The 23,862-nt window shown below is 35.3% G+C and carries 19 protein-coding genes; 9 read left to right on the top strand and 10 right to left on the bottom strand.

Going from position 1 to position 23,862, the window contains the following annotated elements; genetic code table 11:
- Positions 1 to 6: 6 nt before the first annotated feature.
- Positions 7 to 597: a nicotinate (nicotinamide) nucleotide adenylyltransferase gene (nadD, locus tag ACFSTE_RS06325; RefSeq protein WP_176028318.1), complete on the top strand. Its 591-nt coding sequence runs from the start codon at positions 7 to 9 to the stop codon at positions 595 to 597.
- A gap of 130 nt (positions 598 to 727) precedes the next feature.
- On the opposite strand, the gene ACFSTE_RS06320 is transcribed toward nadD, so the two are convergent.
- Positions 728 to 1,507, bottom strand: coding sequence for an enoyl-CoA hydratase/isomerase family protein (locus ACFSTE_RS06320; RefSeq protein ID WP_176028317.1), 780 nt, complete (start codon positions 1,505 to 1,507; stop codon positions 728 to 730).
- A gap of 204 nt (positions 1,508 to 1,711) precedes the next feature.
- Positions 1,712 to 3,124, bottom strand: coding sequence for a sensor histidine kinase (locus ACFSTE_RS06315; RefSeq protein WP_378257560.1), 1,413 nt, complete (start codon positions 3,122 to 3,124; stop codon positions 1,712 to 1,714).
- Between the two features lie 152 nt (positions 3,125 to 3,276).
- Here ACFSTE_RS06315 and ACFSTE_RS06310 point away from each other — a divergent pair, with 152 nt between their 5' ends.
- Positions 3,277 to 4,968: an ABC transporter ATP-binding protein gene (locus ACFSTE_RS06310; protein WP_378257562.1), complete on the top strand. Its 1,692-nt coding sequence runs from the start codon at positions 3,277 to 3,279 to the stop codon at positions 4,966 to 4,968.
- Between the two features lie 489 nt (positions 4,969 to 5,457).
- Here the strand turns inward: ACFSTE_RS06310 and ACFSTE_RS06305 are convergent, their stop codons facing one another.
- The 7 genes from ACFSTE_RS06305 to trhO all read right to left on the bottom strand — a co-directional run bounded on the left by ACFSTE_RS06305 (position 5,458) and on the right by trhO (position 12,970).
- Complete coding sequence (locus ACFSTE_RS06305; RefSeq protein WP_176028314.1) at positions 5,458 to 6,114, bottom strand: CoA transferase subunit B; 657 nt, start codon at positions 6,112 to 6,114, stop codon at positions 5,458 to 5,460.
- A 65-nt stretch (positions 6,115 to 6,179) separates the two neighbouring features.
- Positions 6,180 to 6,821, bottom strand: coding sequence for a peroxiredoxin (locus ACFSTE_RS06300; RefSeq protein ID WP_176028313.1), 642 nt, complete (start codon positions 6,819 to 6,821; stop codon positions 6,180 to 6,182).
- A gap of 61 nt (positions 6,822 to 6,882) precedes the next feature.
- On the bottom strand, positions 6,883 to 7,581 hold the full coding sequence (locus ACFSTE_RS06295) for a CoA transferase subunit A (protein ID WP_176028312.1): 699 nt from the start codon (positions 7,579 to 7,581) through the stop codon (positions 6,883 to 6,885).
- A gap of 90 nt (positions 7,582 to 7,671) precedes the next feature.
- Complete coding sequence (locus tag ACFSTE_RS06290; protein WP_176028311.1) at positions 7,672 to 10,002, bottom strand: penicillin-binding protein 1A; 2,331 nt, start codon at positions 10,000 to 10,002, stop codon at positions 7,672 to 7,674.
- Positions 10,003 to 10,006: 4 nt separating this feature from the next.
- Positions 10,007 to 10,501 (bottom strand): gliding motility lipoprotein GldH, encoded by a 495-nt coding sequence (locus ACFSTE_RS06285; RefSeq protein WP_378257565.1) that lies wholly within the window; start codon positions 10,499 to 10,501, stop codon positions 10,007 to 10,009.
- Complete coding sequence (locus ACFSTE_RS06280; protein WP_176028309.1) at positions 10,488 to 11,789, bottom strand: PSP1 domain-containing protein; 1,302 nt, start codon at positions 11,787 to 11,789, stop codon at positions 10,488 to 10,490. Before ACFSTE_RS06280 ends, ACFSTE_RS06285 begins: the two co-directional genes overlap by 14 nt.
- Positions 11,790 to 11,938: 149 nt before the next feature.
- Entirely contained in the window at positions 11,939 to 12,970 is a 1,032-nt protein-coding gene (gene trhO / locus ACFSTE_RS06275; RefSeq protein WP_378257567.1) for an oxygen-dependent tRNA uridine(34) hydroxylase TrhO, read from the bottom strand.
- A 529-nt stretch (positions 12,971 to 13,499) separates the two neighbouring features.
- Here trhO and recA point away from each other — a divergent pair.
- From recA to ACFSTE_RS06255, 4 genes are all read left to right on the top strand, one after another.
- Positions 13,500 to 14,513, top strand: coding sequence for a recombinase RecA (gene recA / locus ACFSTE_RS06270; protein ID WP_176028307.1), 1,014 nt, complete (start codon positions 13,500 to 13,502; stop codon positions 14,511 to 14,513).
- Positions 14,514 to 14,615: 102 nt separating this feature from the next.
- Positions 14,616 to 15,065 (top strand): hypothetical protein, encoded by a 450-nt coding sequence (locus ACFSTE_RS06265; RefSeq protein ID WP_378257569.1) that lies wholly within the window; start codon positions 14,616 to 14,618, stop codon positions 15,063 to 15,065.
- Between the two features lie 12 nt (positions 15,066 to 15,077).
- A complete protein-coding gene (locus ACFSTE_RS06260) occupies positions 15,078 to 15,629 on the top strand; it encodes an RNA polymerase sigma factor (protein WP_378257571.1) in 552 nt (183 codons plus the stop codon).
- Entirely contained in the window at positions 15,626 to 17,104 is a 1,479-nt protein-coding gene (locus tag ACFSTE_RS06255; protein WP_378257573.1) for an outer membrane beta-barrel protein, read from the top strand. Before ACFSTE_RS06260 ends, ACFSTE_RS06255 begins: the two co-directional genes overlap by 4 nt.
- Here the strand turns inward: ACFSTE_RS06255 and ACFSTE_RS06250 are convergent.
- Positions 17,101 to 17,862 carry a lysophospholipid acyltransferase family protein gene (locus tag ACFSTE_RS06250; RefSeq protein ID WP_176028303.1) on the bottom strand — a complete coding sequence of 254 codons (762 nt, stop codon included), beginning with the start codon at positions 17,860 to 17,862 and terminating at the stop codon, positions 17,101 to 17,103. The genes ACFSTE_RS06255 and ACFSTE_RS06250 overlap by 4 nt on opposite strands.
- Before the next feature lie 73 nt (positions 17,863 to 17,935).
- Between ACFSTE_RS06250 and trpS the strand changes: the two genes are divergently transcribed.
- The 3 genes from trpS (at position 17,936) to ACFSTE_RS06235 (ending at position 23,741) form a co-directional block, all read left to right on the top strand.
- The gene (gene trpS, locus ACFSTE_RS06245) at positions 17,936 to 18,904 is read left to right on the top strand and encodes a tryptophan--tRNA ligase (protein ID WP_176028302.1); all 969 of its coding nucleotides are present in this window, start codon (positions 17,936 to 17,938) and stop codon (positions 18,902 to 18,904) included.
- 380 nt (positions 18,905 to 19,284) lie between these two features.
- The gene (locus ACFSTE_RS06240) at positions 19,285 to 23,301 is read left to right on the top strand and encodes a chemotaxis protein CheB (protein ID WP_378257577.1); all 4,017 of its coding nucleotides are present in this window, start codon (positions 19,285 to 19,287) and stop codon (positions 23,299 to 23,301) included.
- Positions 23,298 to 23,741: a response regulator gene (locus ACFSTE_RS06235; RefSeq protein WP_378257579.1), complete on the top strand. Its 444-nt coding sequence runs from the start codon at positions 23,298 to 23,300 to the stop codon at positions 23,739 to 23,741. Before ACFSTE_RS06240 ends, ACFSTE_RS06235 begins: the two co-directional genes overlap by 4 nt.
- The last annotated feature ends 121 nt before the right edge of the window (positions 23,742 to 23,862 follow it).

Here is a 23,862-nt window from a genome sequence, read left to right as displayed (position 1 = left end):
TTAACCATGAACACCTCAAAAAAAATCGGTTTATACTTTGGAACATTCAATCCCATTCATATAGGGCACCTTATCTTAGCCAATCATATGGCTGAGCATTCAGATCTTACCGAAATATGGATGGTTGTCACTCCGCATAATCCTTTTAAGAAAAAGAAATCACTCCTTGATAATCATCACAGATATGAAATGGTTTACAGAGTAACAGAATCGTATCCTAAAATCAGACCAAGTGATATAGAATTCAAACTTCCACAACCTAATTACACATCTCATACTCTGGCATATCTAGAGGAAAAACACCCTTCATATCAATTTAACCTGATTATGGGAGAAGACAATCTAAAAAGTTTTCACAAATGGAAAAACTATGAAGCCATCCTCGAAAACTATCAAATATATGTCTACCCCAGAATCTCTGAAGGAAGTATTCCTGAAAACTTTATTGACCACCCACATATACATCGTATTGAAGCCCCTATTATGGAGATTTCCTCTACTGCTATTCGAAAAGGAATTAAAGAAGGAAAAAATGTAACCCCTCTCCTTCCAAAGGAAGTCTGGAAATACATTGACGAGATGAATTTTTATAAATAAACGACCTTCGAAACAAACCCGCGAGACATTCGCTGGAAACAAATTTTCAATTTCAAGGCGAGCCTTGGGGGATTACACCCTTTGGCAGTACCAATAAAAAAACCCTGATAAACAGGGTTTTTCCTTACTATTATTTACCAGGAAAATCTGGTTTTCTTTTTTCTAAAAAAGCAGTTGTTCCTTCTTTAAAATCTGCTGTTCCGAAACACACTCCAAATTCATGAATTTCAGTCTTAAATCCATTCACCCCATCTTCATAAGCCGCATTAATTGCCCTTATAGCACTACTAATGGCTACAGAAGAGTTTTTAGCTATTTTTCCTGCCAGTTTATACGTCATTGGCAATAATTCTTCCTGAGATGTAACATGGTTCACCAACCCATACGACAACGCCTGATTGGCATCAATCATTCCTGCTGTCATAATCAGTTCCATTGTTCTTCCTTTCCCAATCAATTGAGATAAGCGTTGTGTTCCTCCATATCCAGGAATAACCCCCAAAGAAACCTCTGGCAATCCCATTCTTGCATTATTACTCGCGACTCTGAAATGCGCTGCCATAGCTAATTCCAAACCTCCTCCTAAAGCAAAGCCATTAACCGCTGCAATTACAGGTGTTGAAAGGTTTGCTACAAAATCAAATAGTAACGCATGTCCTTTTTCTGCTAATTCTTCTCCTTGTGCGACAGAAAAATTCGCAAACTCACTAATATCAGCTCCCGCTACAAATGCTTTCTCTCCACTTCCTGTAACCACGATCACATGTACCGTTTTATCCTCATCTGCTTCTTTGAATGCCTGATGTAATTCCTGAATAGTTTCTTTATTAAGTGCATTTAACTTAGAAGGTCTGTTAATTGTTATCGTAACAATCTCTTTTTCCTGAGATGTAATAATATTAGTATACATATATTTTGCTTTTTAATTCTTAGTAAACCACCCAGGTACAAACACCCAAGATATTATATTAGGGATGCGTTTAAATTTTGGAAACATCCGGAATAAACCACATTAAAATCAATACTACCAATAATCCTTTGCGAAAATATTATATTATTTTCATTAATAAAGCCTATCATACATTAATACCTGCTTTATTCTCATTAAAAGGTCTTATTTTTTAGGAAATCTTACAGTAAATATGGTTCCTTCACCTTCTTTGGTAACAAAAGTAATACTCCCTTTGTAGGTTTCGACAATATTCTTAACCATACCTAGTCCCAGCCCCATTCCACTACTTTTAGTGGTAAACTTCGGTTCGAATATTTTTCGTTCATATTCTTTCGAAATTCCAATTCCGTTATCAGATACACGTATCACAACTTCATTTGCTTCTATCAGTACCTGAACCGAAATTTTTGGTGTACTATCATCCGGTATTGCCTGAATTGCATTCTTAACCAAATTTGTAACCACTCGTATTAATTGAGTTCTATCAAAAATTGCAATAATTTCCTTTTCCTCGGGAATAAAAGCGATATAATCTTCATTAAAAATATCCAATGCCAGCCCGACAATCTCAACCACATCCAGGGTTTCATTTTTCTGAGCAGGCATTTGGGCAAAATTAGAAAAGGCCGAGGCTATCGAGCTCATGGTATCAATTTGCTGAATCAATGTATTACTATATTCATTAACCCTTTGATTTATATCCGGAGCTAAAGGATCAAATTTTCGTTGAAAACTCTGCACAGTAAGTCGCATAGGAGTAAGTGGGTTTTTTATTTCATGTGCTACCTGTTTTGCCATTTCTCTCCAGGCTGCTTCCCGTTCACTTTTAGCTAATTTTACGGCGCTTTCTTCCAGTTCATCGATCATACTATTATACGCGTTTATTAACGAGTAAATCTCATCATAGGTGTCCCATATTTCGATCCGTTTATTTTGCTTATCGAGTCGTGTCTGGTCGATCGTATCTGAAATAGTTTTAAGGGATCTCGTTATATATTTTGACAAAAAATAAGCCAAGGCAATTGCAATGACCAGCATCAACAGATAGACCCCTCCTAATCGCCTTAAAAACTCCAAAAGCTCTCTGGTAATAAGATCATCATCTTCTATATAGGGCAGATTTAAAATTGCCAGAGGTTTTGACCGCCAATCCGTGATATATGTATAAGACGATCTGGATTTTTCCCCATTTCTCTTTGATTTTATAAGATATCGTTTATCTGGCAGAAGCATCAGTGTATCCATAACAACTTTACTCAATTGGCTAATGGCATTATCATCACTAAATGCTCCTTCTGATTTGAGTAATAACTTCCCTGACAAGTCATAAATATTGATTGGCAGCGTATGCTCCTGAGAGATTTGATATATCCTATTATTTTCTCTAAATATCAACGGAATATTCTCTTCGCTAATCGGATAAGTTGTACTTCGCAACGCATTATCTATCGCTACTTTTATACGCTCTTCTTTTCGTTCCAATCGCTTTTTATGATAATCTTCTGCTTCTTCCTTATACTGATATATAGAAACCGTTACAATCAATATGGAAGCAATTAACACTAATAGTGTCATCGACACAAAAATTCGTGTTCGTAGTGAAAGTTTAAATAGCCTCATGGTATACTTTAAGGCATAAAGATAGCAAATATCAATCCAAAATAGTTTTCGCCAAACACTCCTAAATACAGAACTAATTCCCTAAATTTACCTTTGTTATTAACTTTATGGACAACACTACTTTACTTTCCGTACAAAACCTTTCCGTGTCTTTTTTTTCAGAGAAAAAATACAGAACCATTTTACATGATATCTCCTTTACCATTGGGACTAATGAAGTGTTAGGAGTTGTTGGGGAGTCCGGAAGTGGAAAATCCGTAACCTCCCTCTCATTATTAGGTTTACTTCCCAAGAAAAAATCCCGGATTGATCATGGGAATATATACTTCAAAGGGAATTCAATTCTTCAACTTTCCGAATCAGAATTTCAAAACATCAGAGGGAATCAGATTGCTATGATCTTTCAGGAACCTATGAGCTCTCTTAATCCTTCTATGAAATGTGGAGAGCAAGTACTGGAAGTTCTCAAGCAGCACAAAACCATTTCTTCTAAACAAGCAAAAGAAGAGATAATCACACTTTTTGACAAAGTAAAATTACCTGATACTGCGCATGCTTATAATGCCTATCCTCACCAATTAAGCGGCGGTCAAAAACAACGAATTATGATTGCCATGGCGATTGCTTGCAAACCTGATCTCTTAATTGCTGATGAACCTACCACCGCATTAGATGTAACTGTGCAAAAAGAAATTATCCAACTCCTAAAAGACTTACAGAAAGAATATAAAATGAGTATTCTTTTTATTTCTCATGATCTTTCCTTAGTCTCTGAGATTGCAGACAATGTATTGGTTATGTACCAGGGAAAAACAGTTGAATATGGTCCTGCTTATTCCATTTTTAAGCATCCGCAGCAAGAGTATACAAAAGCACTTATAAGCGCTCGCCCATCCTTAGATGTTCGACTAAAAAAACTCCCTACAATAGAAAACTTTCTTTCAGGAAACACTTTTGAACAAAAAATTATTTCTTCTGAAGAAAGACATGCTTTTCATAAAAAGCTATACAGCAATCCTCCTCTTTTGGAGGTCATTAACCTGGAAAAGACTTATTTCTCTAAAACCGGCTGGTTTCAAAACACTTCTTTTAAAGCTGTTAATGATGTGAGTTTTAAACTCTACGAAGGAGAAACCTTAGGTCTTGTAGGAGAGTCAGGCTGTGGAAAATCAACACTGGGAAATACAATCTTACAGTTAGACAAAGCCACCAAGGGACAAGTTCTCTATAAAGGCAAGGATATAACACAGCTATCTCCCCGAGCAATTAGAACATTGCGAAAAGAAATCCAACTTATTTTTCAAGATCCATATGCATCACTAAACCCAAGGCTAACGATTGGGAATGCTATTATGGAGCCTATGAAGGCTCATAAATTATACAACAGCAAAAAAGAAAGAAAAGAAAAAGCACTGGAACTTTTACAACGTGTAGGTCTCTCCAGCGAACACTTTAATCGATATCCTCATGAGTTTAGCGGAGGACAACGTCAACGAATAGGAATTGCCAGAACTATCGCACTTCAACCTAAACTTATTATCTGCGACGAGTCTGTCAGTGCCTTGGACATCTCTGTACAGGCACAAGTACTTAATCTACTAAATGAATTAAAAGAAAAATTTAATTTTACCTATATTTTTATCTCACATGATCTCGCAGTAGTCAAGTACATGTCCGATCAACTACTGGTTATGAATGAGGGTAAAATAGAAGAAAAAGGAGATGCTGATGATATTTATACTTCCCCTAAAAAAGAATATACCAGACGGTTAATTAATGCCATCCCTAAAGGTCTCTAAATTTAGCCCTAAAAAAAACCTGTTAAATAGAAATTTAACAGGTTAGTTCATTGCTGATTTGGGATAATTGTAGCAACAATCTTTAATTTTTTTTTACATCAACAAAAATACTTTTTTAGCCAAGTACATACAATTAGAAATAAAGTCCATTGTAGGTTTTACTGATTTTTGAAGACGATTAAATTGCTTTTTCATAATTAAGTGCAATAATAAGGGGGGTTAAACTTAGTATTTAATATGTATGGGTGTTTTTATCTTGATTTTCAAATTTTTCGCATCCTAAGTTGCAAAAAAAATATTCAAAACACGTTAAAAAACACAAAAAATCGACAAAATACACATAATTTTAACATTTAAAATAAATACTTATGGTTTTACCGTTAAAGTATCACTTTAAGTATTCGTCAATTTAATTTTAATTGTAGTCTTTTATTTACATATTTACTAAATAAGCACTTTTACAGAAAACGTAATTTCCTTTTCTTTATTTTAATCAAGCTGCATTTCCGGAATTTCTCCTTCAATCACTAAATTTCCTTCTGTTGCGTTTTTGATTTCTTCCACACTAACTCCAGGAGCTCTTTCTAACAGCTTAAAACTCCCATTTTCTATTTCCAAAACAGCCAAATTAGTCACTACTTTTTTTACACAGCTCACTCCTGTCAATGGTAGAGAACACGCTTTTAGCAGTTTGGATTTCCCTGCTTTATTTGTGTGCATCATCGCTACAATGATATTTTCGGCACTTGCCACTAAGTCCATCGCTCCTCCCATGCCTTTCACCATTTTTCCGGGAATCTTCCAATTGGCGATATCTCCATTTTCAGCCACTTCCATTGCTCCTAAAATTGTAAGATCGACATGTTGCCCCCGAATCATTCCAAAACTTGTAGAGGAGTCAAAAAAAGACGCTCCTGGCAAGGTTGTAATTGTTTGTTTACCTGCATTAATAATATCAGCATCTTCTTCCCCCTCATACGGAAAGGGTCCCATCCCCAAAACTCCGTTTTCACTTTGAAATTCTACATTTATTCCTTCAGGAACATAATTAGCTACTAAAGTAGGAATTCCTATTCCCAGGTTAACGTAATACCCATCTTGCACTTCTTTTGCGATGCGTTTTGCTATTCCTATTTTGTCTAACATATCATTTGTTTTTAGGAGAATAAACGCCTCTTGTCTATCTAAAACAAGAGGCATATAAATTTTCTTTAGTTTAAATCAGGCTGAGGCGTATATCTCAAATAAGGTTTCACCTCTCTATGCCCTTTAGGAAATAATGCTGGTATTTCCTCATTAGAAACGGCCGGAGAGATAACACAATCTTCTCCGTGTTTCCAATTTGCAGGCGTAGCCAGCTTATGGTAGGCTGTCAATTGTAATGAATCTATAACACGTAATAGTTCATCAAAATTCCTACCAGTAGAAGCGGGATACACAATAATTAATTTGATTTTTTTATCTGCACCAATAACAAAAACAGAACGAACTGTCATTTTACTATCTGCATTGGGATGAATCATATCATATAATTCTGATACTTTTCGTTCTTCATCTGCAATAATAGGAAAATCAACCGTTGTCTGTTGCGTCTCGTTAATATCCTTAATCCATCCGTGATGATCTTCCAGTCCATCTACACTCAGCGCAGCTACTTTTACATTTCTATCGCTAAATTCTTTTGCATATTTAGCCACTGTTCCTAATTCTGTTGTACAAACCGGGGTATAATCGGCAGGATGCGAAAACAAAACTCCCCAACTATCTCCTAGCCAGTTATGAAAATCGATTTCGCCTTGTGTTGTTTGAGCTACAAAATTGGGTGCTTCATCACCCAGTCTTAATGTTGCCATGATTTGTGAATTTTAAAATTTATAAAAAATGATAAAACACTGTCTGAAAATCAATATGGGATTATTTTTTTCGCACTGTACGCTGTTCTATTCTTTTCTCATACTTTTCTCCTTGAAAAATACGCTGTACAAAAATACCTGGGATATGAATATGATCAGGGTCTAATGTTCCAGCTGGCACCAGTTCTTCCACCTCTACCACTGTAATTTTAGCCGCTCCACACATACAAGGGTTAAAGTTTCTTGCTGTTCCTTTGAATATGAGATTTCCTGCTTCATCCCCCTTCCATGCTTTAATAAAGGCAAAATCTGCTTTGAAAGCATGTTCCAAAACATACATTTTCCCATCAAACTCTCTCGTTTCTTTTCCTTCGGCTACTTCTGTACCGTAACCAGCCGGAGTATAAATCGCAGGAAATCCTCCCTGAGCTGCACGACAACGTTCTGCCAGTGTTCCCTGAGGGATTAACTCTACCTCCAGTTCTCCACTCAGCATCTGTCTTTCGAATTCATCATTCTCCCCCACATAAGAAGAAATCATCTTCTTTATTTGCCTCTCCTGAAGTAATAAACCTAATCCAAAATCATCAACTCCTGCATTATTAGAAATACAGGTTAATCCTTTTACATTTCGTTTTACTAATTCTGCTATTGCATTTTCCGGAATACCACATAAACCAAAACCTCCCAGCATTAAAGTCATATTATCTTCAATCCCAGCAACGGCTTCAGTAACCCCACTTACTGTTTTTCGAATCATAGTGTTCTAATTTTAGCACTCTAAAAGTACTAAAAATTACATCACTTTAGCCTTTACAGACCATATATCTCATCACAAAAAACACATCGATTAAAATCCAAACTCATCTCCGGAGTCATCATCCTTTTGGATACTCTTTCTAAACTCCTTACAATCAACCTCTATACTCAGATCTTTTGGTTTTGGAAATGCTTTTGTGGATACTTTTAATGATTCATCGGCATAACATTTTTTCATATACAATCCCCAAATAGGAAGCGCCATCGCTGCTCCCTGTCCAAATAAAGTACTTCTGAAGTGGGTTGCCCGATCATCTCCTCCAACCCAAACTCCTGTACATAGATTAGGTACCATTCCCATAAACCATCCATCACTTTGGTTTTGCGTAGTTCCTGTTTTTCCTGCTATCGGGTTTCTGAATTGATACGGATATCCTGTGATCACATTTTTGTAGTCATATCTGTTTGACGGTCCTGAACGAAGTCTCGCCCCTGATCCTGACTGAGTTACCCCCTCCATCAGGTTCACAGTTACATAAGCTGCATCTTTACTGATTACATCTTGCGTCTCGGGCACAAATTGATATAGAATAGTTCCGTTCTTGTCCTCAATACTAGTAATCATTACCGGTTTTGTATAAATCCCTTGATTAGCAAATGTACTATAAGCACCAACCATCTCTGATAATTTCAGATCTACAGATCCTAAACAAATAGAAGCTACTTCCTGAATTTCTGATTCCACTCCCATCTTCTGAGCTAATCGCACAATGGGTTCCGGACCAATTCGATCTAGTAAACGAGCTGATATTGTATTCACCGAGTTAGCAAGTGCAGCTTTTAAAGTCATATACCCTTCATACTTACCATCACTGTTTTTAGGAATCCAATCTTTACCCACAACCCCATGTGATCCGTCAGGAATCGTAATCTGCGATCTCGGCATGGTATCACAAGGAGAAAGCTTTAACTGATCTATCGCTGTAGCATATACAAAAGGCTTAAAAGTAGATCCTACCTGACGTGCTCCCTGATACACCTGATCATATTGAAAATGCTTGTAGTCTACTCCTCCAACCCAGGCTTTTACCTGCCCTGTTTGCGGCTCCATAGACATCATTCCAGCTCTTAAGAAACCTTTATAATATCGAATCGAGTCTCTCGGTGTCATAATAGTATCAACCTCTCCCTTCCAGGAAAATACCTTCATTTTAGTCTTTTTATCAAAAGAAGCTTTTATTTCTTCCTCACTTTTTCCTTCGGCCAACATCGCTCTTCTTCTGGCAGAGTTTTTAATCGCGCGGTTAATGATCCCGTCTATTTGTTCTGTTGTAAGATCTCTAAAAGGACTTGTTTTATTGCTTTTTTCCTGTTTATCAAACTCTTTTTGCAAATTAGACATATGCTCTTTTACAGCCTCTTCTGCATATTTCTGCATTCTGGAATCAATCGTTACATTAATTTTCAACCCATCCCTGTATATATCATATAGTATCGGACCATTTTCATCTTCTCCTTTTGGGTTATCTCGCACCCATTTCTTCATCCAGCTTCTTACAAATTCTCTAAAATAGGTTGCTAATCCATCGGAATGCCCTTCCGGGGCGTAATCTATCCCCAATGGTAATTGCTGTAAGCTATCTTTTTCTGCTACATTTATGTATCCATATTTTTCCATTTGAGATAGCACTACATTTCTTCTTTTTGTTACCATTTCAGGTCTTCTCAAAGGGTTGTATAATGCGGAGTTTTTCAACATCCCCACAAGCATTGCAGCTTCTTCCTTTTTTAATTCCTTTGGACTCTTATTAAAATAAATTCTCGAGGCAGAACTAATACCAATTGCCTGATTCAGGAAATCATATTTATTCAGATACATCGTCATAATTTCATCCTTGGTATACTGACGCTCCAGTCTGGTAGCAATTACCCATTCTTTAATTTTCTGAGTATATCGTCTCCATCCTTTTGTTCTTGTTCCGTGAAAAAGCTGTTTCGCTAATTGTTGTGTAATTGTACTTGCTCCTCCATTCTTTCCTAAATACACAATTGCCCTTAGCGTACCTCTGGCATCAATCCCCGAATGCTCATAATATCGTGCATCTTCTGTAGCAACTAAAGCTTCTGTAAGATGTGTTGGCAAATCTTTAAACTCTATAGGAGTTCTGTTTTCTTCAAAAAAAGTTCCTATCTGAACGCCATCAGAAGAAATGATCTGCGTTGCCAAATCATTTTTAGGATTTTCTAATTCCTCAAATCTCGGCATATCTCCAAAAGCTCCCCAACTTGCTAAAAGAAATAATAAAATCACCGAACTAATCCCCAGAATAAAAACAATCCAGAACCACTTAATATATTTAATAGTACCGGTACTGGAAGGTTTTGCCACTTTTTTTGTTGATTTGGGTGGTGTTTTTGACATATAATTAATGGTTTATTGCGAATTCTATTCTAAATCCTACTTCTGTTATTCCCAGTAGTTCATCAACCCCATACACCTCTCCGTTTTTTCTCATAGCATGTTGTATTGAGATTTCATAGTCTCCATCCTCCAGAAATTTAACCTGCTCTTTATACCAGAGCTTACTTTCTTTAAGATCTGAGAAGCCTGTTCCCAACCAACTACCATTTGGAGCCGCCATCTGATATTCTAGTGTATCCTTAATAATTTTTCCATTTGGAAATTTCATTTCACTAATCAAAAACAGATTGCTGTATTCGTAGTCATCATTATTACGGATATTTATAAATAAATTATAGGGTTGTAATGAATCTAGTTTTGGGATAACAAATGTAAGTGTTTTATCTTTTTTCCAAACGCTAGCAGGCAGTGTTTGATATTCATCAAACACTCTGTTATTGTCACATGAAACTACACTTATAAAAACAATGGCTAAGATAAACAGCTTACACTTTATCATTATTTCTTTTCTGCGGTTTTCGTTTCTTATTGCGTTGTTGGTTATTCGTTTTTTTAGCAGCTTTATTGTCTACTTTCTTTTTGGAAGCAACATTTCCTTTCGTATTCTTTTTCTTTTCCTGCGTTTTCTTTTCCTGAGCTTTTTTTTGCACAGGCTTTCTTTTATTTTTTGACCGGTTTTTTCTTCTTGTCCGTTTTGGCTGATCAAATCTGGTCAAACTATCTTGTCCTACAACGTTTTCAAAGTCAACTTTAGTATCCTCTAACAAATCAGAAGCATACTCTTCCAGACTTGCTACTTTTTCCTTATTATTATTTGCCTGAACAATTTCATTTGCATCTTCTGCGGAGATTTTATGCCAATTCATCCACTCCCCTTCGTACGCATACCACAAATATCCTTTAAAAACATCAATTTTCTGGCATACTGCCACTCCTTTTTCTGTTTGTAATTTTGTTTCTGTTCTAGGAAAATCTTTCAGGGCATCAATATACGCATCTAATTCGTAATTAAGGCAGCATTTTAGTTTCCCGCATTGCCCTGCCAACTTTTGAGGATTGAGTGATAATTGCTGATATCGCGCTGCACTGGTATTAACAGACCTAAAATCTGTAAGCCAAGTAGAACAACATAGTTCTCTACCACAAGAACCAACACCTCCGAGTCTCGCAGCTTCCTGTCTAAACCCAATTTGACGCATTTCAATTCGGATATTAAACTCGTGTGCAAACTCTTTAATCAATTGCCTAAAATCAACTCTTTCTTCTGCCGTATAATAAAAGGTAGCTTTGGATCCATCTCCCTGAAATTCAATATCAGAGATTTTCATTTGCAATTGAAGGCGGATAGCGATCTCCCGGGATTTGACTTTCATAGCCTCTTCCCTGGCTCGCACTTTCTGCCATATATCTATATCTTTTTGAGAAGCTTTTCTATATATTTTTTTTACCTCTTCGCTTCCTACCTGAACTTTCTTTTTTTTCATCTGGATTTTCACCAGTTCACCAACAAGGGATACAACACCGACATCATGTCCCGGAGAAGCCTCCGTAGCAACAATATCGCCAATGCTTAAAGAAAGGTTATCTATATTTTTATAAAATCCCTTTCTTCCATTTTTAAAACGTATTTCGACACAGTTAAACAGCTCCATACCATTCGGTAACGCCATATTTGACAGCCAGTCAAAAACTGTTAGTTTATTACATCCATCGGTACCACAGGTACCATTATTATTACACCCTCTTGGTTGTCCGTCATTTTTAGAGGAACAACTACTACAGCCCATAATCTCTTTCTATATTGCTATTTGCCAATGATTTCTCATTGCAAAAACGGTTCTTAATTTGATCTGAAATTTTATTTTTCTCTTACAATCTTTACTGATAAAGATACAAGAATTATTTTACGAACCACAGTCTTCAAAATATTTTAGCATCACTGCTTATACTTCAACACTTCTGAACGTCCTTTTTTAAATATTTTATTGCTATTCATCTTTCCTTTCCTAAGGGCTTTTTGCTCTTCGTAAGGAAGACTATTGATTTCTTTGCACTCATTAGAGCAACAACTGTCCATTGCTTTTGCACAATCTTCACACTGAATAAACAATAAGTGACAGGCTTCATTAGCACAATTCACATGCGTGTCGCAAGGTTTTCCACATTGGTGACAATTAGAAATAACATCATCAGAAATGGGTTCTGCTCTTCTATGATCAAAGACAAAGTTCTTTCCCAAAAACTTGTTTTCCAACCCTTCTTCTTCTACTTGTCTCGCATATTCTATAATCCCTCCTTCTAGCTGAAAAACTTTTTTAAATCCCTTGTGCTTGTAATACGCACTGGCTTTCTCGCATCGAATTCCTCCGGTACAATACATAACCAGGTTTTTGTCTTCTTTATGTTCTTTAAGATCTTCTTCTATAATATCCAGAGAATCTCTAAAAGTATCTACATCTGGGGTAATCGCTCCTTTGAAATGCCCAATCTCACTTTCGTAATGATTTCTCATATCTACCAGAACGGTATCCTCTCTGCTTATTAGCTCATTAAACTCTTTTGCTCCGACATGTACTCCTTTGTTTGTTACATCAAAAGTATGATCATTCAATCCATCAGCCAGAATTTTTTTCCGGACTTTCACTTTTAATTTTAGAAAGGATTTCATATCCTGTTCTCTAGCAATATTAAGACGGACATCTTTCAGGAAAGAAACACTATCCAAATGTGCTTTGAACTTTAAAAAATTAGGAGCAGGCACAGATAACTGTGCATTAATTCCTTCATGAGCGACATATATTCTACCTAATACATCCAGGTCATCCCAAGCAATATAAAGATGGTTTCTAAAAATTTCAGGATTTCCAATCTGCGCGTATTGATAAAAAGACAACGTCAAGCGTTCTGTTCCAGCTTCGTCTATAATGGCTGCTCTCTCTTTAGCGCTTAATTTATTGTACAGTTGCATGCTATACTATTATTTTAAGTTTTTAAAGAAAATATTTTTGCAAAAATACAAATACTAACTGTATAAATGCCAGAAATACTACTTTCTTACAAACCTCTACCTGTAATATAGATTTATTTAAAATAAGAGAGAGGGTGTTTTCTATAAAAAAAGCGTTCTATGTGATCACATAGAACGCTTTTTTTTGGCTAATTCGTTAATTTAATTTTTCTTACGATAAAATATTAAACTAACGAAGCTAGCCTCCTTCAACTATACAATAACTGACAGCCGTGATGACAGATTCTCCTACATGTTGCTTTGCAACTGTTTTAACAAACTTCATAATGCGCTATCAAGGAATTGTAATTTGTTCAAAATTGCTTTTATACCCATAAGATGCGACTCTACTTAATTGGTTGCGTACAAAGAATAAAAATATTTTTTCTTTGAATTGTTGATAAATTCAGACATATCCTTTGAATGAAAAAATTGGGATACAAAAAACTTGTAGTATTTTAGCCAACATCAATTCAAAAGAAGCAAACGCATGAGCACTGAAAAAGAAAAAGAATCGAAATTAAAGGCATTAAAACTAACACTGGATAAGTTAGACAAAGCCTATGGAAAGGGAACTGTAATGAAGATGGGAGACAGTGCCATCCAGGAAGTTGAAACAATATCTACTGGTTCTCTGGGCTTAGACTTAGCCTTAGGTGTCGGAGGATATCCAAGAGGAAGAGTGATTGAGATTTTCGGACCTGAATCTTCAGGTAAAACAACCTTAACTCTTCATGCAATTGCACAGGCTCAACAAGCCGGGGGAATTGCTGCTTTTATTGATGCGGAGCATGCTTTTGACCGTTTTTATGCAGAGAAGCTCGGAGTTGATATCGATAATTTAATCATTTCTCAACCCGATCACGGAGAGCAGGCACTCGAAATCGCAGATAACCTGATACGTTCTGGAGCAATTGATATTATTGTAGTGGATTCTGTAGCTGCGCTTACTCCCAAAAGCGAAATTGAAGGAGAAATGGGAGATTCTAAAATGGGGCTTCATGCCCGATTAATGTCTCAGGCATTAAGGAAATTAACCAGTTCTATCAGTAAGACGAATTGTACTGTAATTTTCATTAACCAGCTTCGTGAAAAAATTGGGGTTATGTTTGGAAATCCGGAAACAACCACCGGAGGAAACGCACTAAAGTTTTATGCTTCTGTTCGTCTGGATATTAGGAGGTCTACTCAGATAAAAGATAGTAATAGCGAAGTCATCGGTAATAAAACAAGAGTTAAAATTGTAAAGAATAAAGTAGCCCCTCCTTTCAGAACTGCAGAATTCGATATTATGTATGGAGAAGGAATCTCTAAAAACGGAGAAATTATCGATATAGGAGTGGATTATGAAATCGTAAAAAAGAGTGGATCCTGGTTTAGCTACCAAGACACTAAACTTGGTCAGGGTCGGGATGCCGTAAAATCATTACTAAATGACAACCCCGAATTAATGGAAGAGCTCGAAGAAAAAATCAAAGAAGCAATCACAATCGCAAAAGGCTAATTTCTTTTTTCTTAAAATACTAAAAACCCGAATCTTCGGGTTTTTTTTGTACTTTATACGCAACCCATTTTGCTTACTTCCATCTAATGAAAAAAACATGCAATGAAGAAAAAAAGTTTTATGAGAAAGGTAAGCATATTGTTAATAATACTCACTGCGAGTATATTTTTAGGTTGTGTAGAAGACGATGATAACATTAGTTTTTTCTACGAATTAGTTCCTGTTGAATCTGTAGATATCCCGGAAGCGTTTGTAACAGGAAAAACATACAAAATAAAAACATCCTTCTTTCGTCCTACCACATGTCATACATTTAGTGGATATGATTATAGAAGATCTGAGAACAAAAGAACGGTATCTGTTGTCAATATTGTTTTTAACGAAAGAGCATGTGACACACTTCCTAAGAACGACACCACAACGGTTTCTTTTGACTTCATTGCCGGAAGAGAAAAATCATACATATTCGAATTCTGGCAAGGAGAAGATGCTGCAGGAAAAAATCAGTTTTTGACAGTCGAGGTTCCTGTCGTACAAGAAGAACCTAATTAAAAAATAAGAATATTGAGTATAGACCAACTCATACAAAAATGCAAAAAGAAAGACCCAAGAGCACAGGAGCTGCTATACAAACTGTATAGCAGCAAACTGTTTTCTATTTGTCTTAAATACAGCAGTAGCTACACTGCTGCAGAGGACATATTACAAGATGCTTTCATTACTATTTTTGATAAAATTGGTCAGTTTAAAAACAAAGGTTCTTTTGAAGGTTGGCTGAAAAGAATTACGATCAACATAGCTTTACAACAGTACAGAAAACAAAAAGTACTTGAGATCGTTAATGAAGAACAAATAGAAGATATCGAAATAGAAATTGATGAAGAAGAAATCTCTCTAGACTATTTATTAGAGATTATTCAAGAGTTACCTGATAGATATAGACTCGTTTTTAATCTATATGTATTAGACGGATATTCTCATAAAGAGATTGCCGAGATGTTACACATTTCTACCGGAACTTCAAAATCTAACCTGGCGCGAGCCAGATATATATTAAAAGGCAAAATAGAAACTATTGAAAAACTAAAGCTTCAACAAGTTGAAGAAAGGAGATGAAAGATAAAAAAAACATAGATAGATTATTTCAGGAAAAATTCAAAGATTTTGAAGTTACTCCTGACCCTGCTGTCTGGGAAAGAATCAAAGTTCAACAACATCAGCGCAAAAAAAGACGTGTTGTTCCTCTTTGGTTCAAAATCGCTGGAGTTGCTGCGATTATTGCTATAATCGTATCAATAAGTATCTCAAAAGAAAATCCGGAAGCCCCTACACAACATATTGTCGTTAATGAATCTCCTGTTCAGAAAACTGACAACACCTCATCTGAAGAAAAACTTTCAAACGACAATCCGGTAGAAAAAATAAAAAACACCTCTTCTAACACTACTATCGCAAGTGAAAAAGACACATCCATAGAGTCTAAAAGTACACCCCCTACCCAGAGGGAATTTCAAACAGTAGAACTACAACCTGCCCCTTCTAACACTCATACCATTTCTTCGAAAACTCGTAGCGCGCAACCACTTCTTGCTCATCAAAAAAATATTTCGAAAAAACCAGAGACTCATATATCAGATACTCCCGAGCATATTCCTAGCCCTGAAAGTAAAAAAAATACTTTTACCTTTAAAAACAACGATGCTCATCTGAAAGAAAATATTGCTCAAAACGGCACAAAAAAAGACATTGAAGATTCCTCCACTCCAAAAGAAAAAACCTCAGCTTTCATTACAGAAGAGCCTGCTAAAAAGTCAATTTTTGATGCCATTACCGAAAAGGAAACCAACCTTAAAAGAACATCAGAAAAACCTTATAAGAAATGGAGTGTAACCCCTAATGCTGCGCCAGTATATTATGGTTCTGTTGGCAATGGCTCTTCAATAGATCCAGAATTTGCAGACAATAACAAAAGTAGTGATATCAACATCAGCTATGGAGTACAAGTGGCTTATAAAATAAATAAAAAATTAAGCATCCGTTCCGGTGTCAATAAGGTAACGTTGGGATATGGCACAGAAAACGTAGGATACTCTCCTGCGATAATAGGAAACAACCTGGAAAGTATTGATTATGCACCAAACGCAAATGCAATTGTTGTTTCTGACATAAAAACGCCGGTTCCTTCTCCTATATCTCTGGATGGCGAAGCCTTTATATTTTCTAAACAAAATCCTGGGTTACTGAATCAGAACATACGATATATAGAAATCCCTATAGAGTTAAAATACACCCTTACGGATCAAAAAATAGGAATTCATCTGATTGGTGGATTTAGTTCTCTTTTCTTAGATGATAATAGCATCTCTATCAGCTCAGGAGATTTTGAAACGAATATCGGAAAAGCTAATAACATCAACGACATTAGCTATAGTAGCAATCTGGGACTAGGGCTGGACTATAAACTATCTAAGCACTTTTTACTTAATCTGGAACCCATTTTCAAATATCAAATTAATGGCTTTAATAGCAATGCAGAAGATTTCAAACCTTATTATTTTGGAGTATATACCGGAGTAAGCTTCTCTTTTTAAACAGTACCCCCCAACAGGCTTTTCTGGTCACTCTCCAAAGCATGTAGGATTACTGATCTGGAAGCTTCTTTTAATACTTTCTTATCTTCTAAAGAAAGAGTGTTCGTAGGAATTTCTTTATGAACAACAGCTCGCATCACCCCTGGTGACCCGCTAAAAAACGTATAAGAAAATCGTTTCTTATTATCAAAAAATGTCAATGGCAATATCGGAATCTTGTGATCAATTGCCAATCGAAAAGCTCCATCTTTAAACACGTCCAATATTACACGTTCATCATCAGGCACTCCTCCTTCAGGAAAAATACAAATACTAATTCCAGACTGCAATCGTGCCTGCGCCTGAACAAAAACTTCTTTCCTGCTTTTCTGACTACCTCTATCCACCAAAATGCAAGTCCTCTTATAAAAAAAACCAAATACAGGAATTTTCACCAATTCTTTTTTTCCTACAAAAACAAAAGGATTCTTCACACAATACAACATCAACATAATATCAGCCATAGAAGTATGATTGGCTATAAACATATAGCTTTTCTTTCTATCTATGGTAGCTTCTCTGGTTACCTTAGGAAAAAAACCTGTTCCATAAAGTACAATTTTTGCCCAAAATCTAGCCAAAACAAAAAAATAAGGATACCACTGATCCCGGGAAGTAAACAATAATAATAAAGGAAACATTATAATAATAGGAACCCCCATCATTATATAAAACCAGATCCTCCAAAACAGGATGATTATCTTTTTTAAAATTACCATAACTTCAAAAATACATAATTGATTTGAGCTATCTGAACAAAAGATATACCTTTGCGCGAAACCAAAATATATTATGTCACGAATTCTAACAGGCGTACAAAGTACAGGAACTCCACACTTAGGAAACATTCTGGGAGCTATTATGCCGGCTATTGAAATATCTAACCAACCAGAAAATGACTCTTTCCTGTTTATTGCAGACATGCACTCTTTAACCCAAATAAAAGATGCTAAAACACTGCGAGAAAACACCTATTCCACTGCTGCTACCTGGCTTGCCTTTGGACTAGACATTCAAAAAAGTGTATTTTATCGTCAAAGTGATATTCCACAAGTAACAGAACTATCTTGGTATTTAAATTGCTTCTTCCCATATCAAAGGCTTACGCTTGCCCATTCATTCAAGGATAAAGCAGACAGGCTCGAAGATGTAAATGCAGGATTATTTACCTACCCTATGCTCATGGCTGCCGATATTCTACTTTATGATGCAGAAATCGTTCCTGTAGGGAAAGATCAATTACAGCACCTGGAAATTACGCGAGATGTGGCTTCTAGAATACATAACAAAGTAGGAGAAATCTTTGTTCTTCCAGAAGCACAGGTTCAAAAAGAAACAATGTATGTCCCCGGAACTGACGGCTCTAAAATGAGTAAGTCCAAAGGAAATATCATCAATTTGTTTTTACCAGACAAAAAACTGCGAAAACAAATTATGGCTATAGAAACCGACAGCCTTCCTCTTGAAGCACCTAAAGATCCTGATACTTGTAATGTGTTTTCACTATATAAACTCTTAGGCTCTCCTGCAGAGATCGCTGAAATGAGAAATAACTATACCGGAGGAAACTATGGATATGGTCATGCAAAACAAGCTTTATACGAATTACTGATCACCAAATTCGAACAGCCTAGAGAACGCTATGACTACTATATGAATAATCTAAATGAAATTGACGAAGCATTGGAGATCGGTGCTAAAAAAGCTACTAAAATAGCAAATGAGGTATTAAATCGAGTTAGAGAGAAAATGGGATATTAAAAAGCCCATCAAAAGAATACACTACATTCCTTAAATTCTAAAAAATTAAAATACATCCCCTGCCACGTTGATATCATTATATCAGCGTGGCAGTATTTTTAGCATTATACTGTACTGCATAATTTCGACCTTCCTTCTATCTTTTTATTGGCTAAAAATTACCTTATTGTATTCTTTGGTTTTCCTTCAGGTTTTGCAAAACACCAAAAAAGACATAAAAACTTCTTCTGAGTACACAAAAACCTTAACACCTATAAAATAACAAGTTACTAATTATAAAAAACAGATAGTTTTACCTGTTTTTAGGACTCCTATTTTTCCTTAAATTAAAATACCAAACTCCACATTCCGAACTCAATACACTAATTTAAATTTTTTCCATGGAAAAAGAAATCCTTGAAACAAAGGAAAATACAACCCAGAAACCTACATCTATTATTGGCATAGGAGCTTCTGCCGGAGGATTAAATGCGTTACAAAAATTCTTAAACAACTGCCCTAGGAACACAGGATTTTCCTTTGTTATCATCCAACACTTATCTCCTGATTATAAAAGTGTAATGCCAGAACTACTATCCAAGCACACCAATATGATTATTAGCGAGATAGAAGAAGGAGATGTTTTGAGACCTAATCATATTTATTTTATCCCTGGAAACAAAAACATTATTATCAAAAACAAAAAGCTTTGGTTAACAGCCAGATCTTCTTCCAATTTGGTGAACTTTTCTATTGACATTTTTTTTAGGTCATTAGCAGAAGATCAAAAAGAAAAGGCAATTGGAGTTATCCTTTCTGGCACAGGTTCTGATGGCACAAAAGGAGCCAAAGCCATTAAAGAAGTTGGAGGTACATTATTTGTCCAAACACCTGAAGATTCGAAGTTCGATGGAATGCCCATGAGTATTATATCGAATGGACTAAGTGATTTTATACTGCCTGTCAAAGAAATTCCCGAACAATTAGTGTCTTATGTCCAAAACCTTAAAACACATCATGATATTTCCTCTATAAATGAAGGAGAGGAAGATTTTCTAGTAACTATTCTCAAAATATTAAAAAACCATATTGGATACGATTTCTTTTTTTATAAAAAACCAACCTTATCTAGACGTATAACCAAACGTATCAATATTACAAAAAGCCCTTCTACTCTAAAGTACATTGAACTATTAAAAAATGATGCCGAAGAAAAATTTATTTTAGCACATGAATTTTTAATAGGCGTTACTTCTTTTTTTAGGGACAAAGAAGCTTTTAATATCCTTCAAAAGAAAGTAATTCCGGCAATTGTTAGCAAGAAATTAAAAGATAAAAACAGCGACCAAATTAAAATATGGGTCATTGCTTGTTCTACAGGAGAAGAGGCTTATTCTTTAGCCATTTTATTTGAAGAGTATTTCCGAGCAAAAAAGATCAATTCAATTGGATATAAAATTTTTGCCACTGATATTAATCAACGTTCTATCAATACCGGCTCTAAAGGGATTTATCACAATATCGAGCACGAAGTTTCTAAAGAAAGAATAGACAATTATTTCGTAAAAAAAGATAACGGGTATCAGATATCTCCGATTATCCGTCAGAATATTATATTTTCCAAACACGATATATTAAACAACCCTCCTTTTAACAAAGTTGATTTTGTTTCCTGTAGAAACATGCTTATCTATATGGAGAACAACATTCAAAACCAAGTATTAACTAATATTCATTACGCTCTTAATCAACATGGATACCTTTTCTTAGGTAATTCTGAAAGCCTTGGTTTACTCGATAAAAATTTTGACAAAACAGACACTAAATGGAAAATATTCTACAAAACAATAAGTCCTGAAATCACCTCAGCGAATACCAAAGAAAACTGGAGAATCTATAAAGATGATCTGAAAAAATCTCCAAGCAATAGAATTCAGCGTCCGTTTACTGATAAAATAGAAAAGTTGATTAATCAAACCTTAATCAACGAAACAAAAACAGTAAGTATATGTGTCGATAAAAACTATGAAATTATCCAGGCATTTGGAGAAGTAAAAAAATACCTTCATTTTCCTGAAGAAGGGTTTTCTAACAATCTGCTCAAAATGCTCTCTAACGATTATAGTGTTCCCCTTCTTACCAGTATTAGAAAACTACTGTCCAGCAAAAAAACTACCTGCAAAAAAAAGGTAACTCTTATTCAGCGAAACAAAATAAAAATAGTCTCAATAGTCATTCAATCTATAAAAACAATGACTGATAACAACCCTGTTTTTATTGTAACATTTATCGAAGAACTTCACAGAAAAGTCACTGCAAAAGAAAAGCAACAATCCATAGATCTCAGGTTTTCTCAGAAAAAAGAAGTGGATGAATTAGAACAGGCACTTACAGAAACCAGAGAAAGCCTACAAGCTTCTATAGAAGAACTGGAAACTTCCAACGAAGAAATGCAAGTGACTAATGAAGAATTATTGGCGTCTAATGAAGAACTTCAAAGCACCAATGAAGAACTTCAATCTGTCAACGAAGAATTACATACAGTCAATGGTGAACTACAAGAAAAGAACACCTTGCTTATGGAACTCAACTCCGATATTGAGAATTTGGTAAAAAACACAAATATTGGAACTATATTCCTGGACAAAGAATTAAAAATAAGAAAGTTTACCCCATTAATCAATGAGCATTTTCAACTGAGGGTTGAAGATATCGGTCGTCCAATCCACCATTTTTCGGGAACACTAGGAGGCGATAACCTTGCTGAATTTTCCAAGATTGTTATAGAAACTCATGAACCTTATAAAAAAGAGGTTCAAAATGCTAAAGGAATCTGGTTTATGATGGAGATTGTGCCTTATAAATACCATGGGGACACCATTAGAGGAGCTGTAGTAAACTTTATCAATATTCACAATATAAAGTCTATCATGTATGACAAGGAGCGTCTCAACGATTTCCTAACACATATTATGAATGCCAATCCTGCCATCATATATATTTACGACCCTCATAATGATCAGTATATTTACAGCAGTGGCAGTATATGGACAGAAGCAGGATACACTCCTGATGATATCAGTTCCCTGGGGAATCATTTCCTAGAAAAAATCATTCACCCAGATGATTATCCAAAGGTTATTGATCATTATGCAAAATTAAAGCATATAACAGAAAAAGAAACTTTCCAAATCGAATACCGGGTTTTAAAAAAAGAAAAACCTGAGTATATATGGATTTTATGTACTGATAAATTAAATGAAAAAGAAGAAGACGGACGTGTAAACAGCATTTTAGGAATTGCGAATGTAATCACTAAGGCAAAAGACATGGAACAGCAACTAAAAGAAAGTGAAGAACGCTTTAGGTTAGCAATTATGGGATCAGGAGCAGGTCTCTGGGAATGGAGTAACCCTGAAACTGATGCTGCCTGGTGGTCAGAAGAATTCCAGAAACTATTAGGGTATTCCATTAATGAAACGCCATCAAATTTTACATTTCTCAGAAAATTAATCCACCCTAATCAGTTAACAAGCTTTGAAAAAGGATTAGAAAATCATATCAAAAACGGGGATTTATTCAAACAAGAAGTTCAGATAAAAACCAAAAAAGACGGATATCGATGGTTTCTGATCAATGCACAGGCTTTACTAAATCATAAAAAGCAAGTTCAGAAAATCGTAGGAACACTCATGGATGTCGACTACAGAAAAAAGGCTGAACACAAACTCAATGAATTAAACGAAGAACTGGAACGTTTTGCTTACTTAGCCAGCCACGATCTAAAAGAACCTTTACGAACCATTACTAATTTTACAGGGCTCTTTAAATCTGAATATGAAGATCTTTTTGATGAAGAAGCTAATAAATATCTGGAGTTTATAGAAAATGCATCTAATAGAATGATTACGTTGACAAATGACCTTCTCGTCTACTCTCAATTAGATGACAAATCATTAACCTTTGAAGCTGTGGATCTCAATATACTTATGAAAGAAGTCTTAGATGATTTACAACAACCAATATCAGAAAACAACACTATCATTAATATAAAGAAACTACCAACTATAATATGTGACAAAATACAAATAAGACAATTATTCCAAAACCTATTATCTAACAGCATTAAATACCGAAATCCAAACACCTCCATTATTGACATTGGATACAAAAAGGAAAAGTCATTCTGGAAATTTCATGTCAAGGATAACGGGATAGGAATCGACCCTAAGAATCATAAAAAAGTTTTTGAAGTATTCAAACGCCTACATGGAAGAAATGAATATGAAGGAACAGGCATTGGCCTTGCAAATTGCAAGCGAATTATTGATAATCATAAAGGAAATATTTGGGTAGAATCTCTTAAAGAAAAGGGAGCTACCTTTTATTTTACTATTTTAAAAACTAATAAAACATGAAAAAGGTAAACTGTATTTTATTAGTAGACGATAGTCCTTCTACTAATTTTTTTAACAAGAAGTTAATTCAGGTAGCAGATATTGCTAATGAAGTACACGAGGCACTTAATGGAATTGAAGCACTTGATTTTTTATTAAAACAAGGGAAATTTTCTGAAGAACACTCTTCTAAAAAGTTCCCCCGTCCTAACATTATTTTTCTGGATATTAATATGCCGTTAATGGATGGTTTCGAATTTCTGGAACACTATTCCAAAATCAAGAAAAAAGTAAGAGCAGATATGATTGTTGTGTTCCTTACTACCTCTAACTGGTGCAAAGACAGAATAAAAGCCTTAGACAATACATTAATATTTGATTACATAGAAAAACCTTTGGAACTCTCTAAATTAAAAACGATTGCCAAACATTACATTAACAACTTCGAAGTACTGCATTAAAATCTAAGACCTTTATACACCTATCAGACAAACTATTTATATCCGTATTGCCTGATAGATATTCTATGCCGTATCACATCAATCTAAGTACGATACATTTATATAGAAACAAAGGTAGTTG

This window comes from Aquimarina hainanensis, from assembly GCF_042684685.1.
GTDB classification, from domain to species: Bacteria; Bacteroidota; Bacteroidia; order Flavobacteriales; family Flavobacteriaceae; genus Aquimarina; species Aquimarina hainanensis.
Note: the sequence above shows the minus strand (reverse complement) of the source record. Positions and strands in the feature narration are given on the sequence as shown.

Bases quoted from the DNA above. Each gene is read 5' to 3' on its own strand.
- nadD (WP_176028318.1), top strand. From the start codon at position 7: ATGAACACCTCAAAAAAAATCGGTTTATACTTTGGAACATTCAATCCC.
- ACFSTE_RS06320 (WP_176028317.1), bottom strand. From the start codon at position 1,507: ATGTATACTAATATTATTACATCTCAGGAAAAAGAGATTGTTACGATA.
- ACFSTE_RS06315 (WP_378257560.1), bottom strand. From the start codon at position 3,124: ATGACACTATTAGTGTTAATTGCTTCCATATTGATTGTAACGGTTTCT.
- ACFSTE_RS06310 (WP_378257562.1), top strand. From the start codon at position 3,277: ATGGACAACACTACTTTACTTTCCGTACAAAACCTTTCCGTGTCTTTT.
- ACFSTE_RS06305 (WP_176028314.1), bottom strand. From the start codon at position 6,114: ATGTTAGACAAAATAGGAATAGCAAAACGCATCGCAAAAGAAGTGCAA.
- ACFSTE_RS06300 (WP_176028313.1), bottom strand. From the start codon at position 6,821: ATGGCAACATTAAGACTGGGTGATGAAGCACCCAATTTTGTAGCTCAA.
- ACFSTE_RS06295 (WP_176028312.1), bottom strand. From the start codon at position 7,581: ATGATTCGAAAAACAGTAAGTGGGGTTACTGAAGCCGTTGCTGGGATT.
- ACFSTE_RS06290 (WP_176028311.1), bottom strand. From the start codon at position 10,002: ATGTCAAAAACACCACCCAAATCAACAAAAAAAGTGGCAAAACCTTCC.
- ACFSTE_RS06285 (WP_378257565.1), bottom strand. From the start codon at position 10,501: ATGATAAAGTGTAAGCTGTTTATCTTAGCCATTGTTTTTATAAGTGTA.
- ACFSTE_RS06280 (WP_176028309.1), bottom strand. From the start codon at position 11,789: ATGGGCTGTAGTAGTTGTTCCTCTAAAAATGACGGACAACCAAGAGGG.
- trhO (WP_378257567.1), bottom strand. From the start codon at position 12,970: ATGCAACTGTACAATAAATTAAGCGCTAAAGAGAGAGCAGCCATTATA.
- recA (WP_176028307.1), top strand. From the start codon at position 13,500: ATGAGCACTGAAAAAGAAAAAGAATCGAAATTAAAGGCATTAAAACTA.
- ACFSTE_RS06265 (WP_378257569.1), top strand. From the start codon at position 14,616: ATGAAGAAAAAAAGTTTTATGAGAAAGGTAAGCATATTGTTAATAATA.
- ACFSTE_RS06255 (WP_378257573.1), top strand. From the start codon at position 15,626: ATGAAAGATAAAAAAAACATAGATAGATTATTTCAGGAAAAATTCAAA.
- ACFSTE_RS06250 (WP_176028303.1), bottom strand. From the start codon at position 17,862: ATGGTAATTTTAAAAAAGATAATCATCCTGTTTTGGAGGATCTGGTTT.
- trpS (WP_176028302.1), top strand. From the start codon at position 17,936: ATGTCACGAATTCTAACAGGCGTACAAAGTACAGGAACTCCACACTTA.
- ACFSTE_RS06240 (WP_378257577.1), top strand. From the start codon at position 19,285: ATGGAAAAAGAAATCCTTGAAACAAAGGAAAATACAACCCAGAAACCT.
- ACFSTE_RS06235 (WP_378257579.1), top strand. From the start codon at position 23,298: ATGAAAAAGGTAAACTGTATTTTATTAGTAGACGATAGTCCTTCTACT.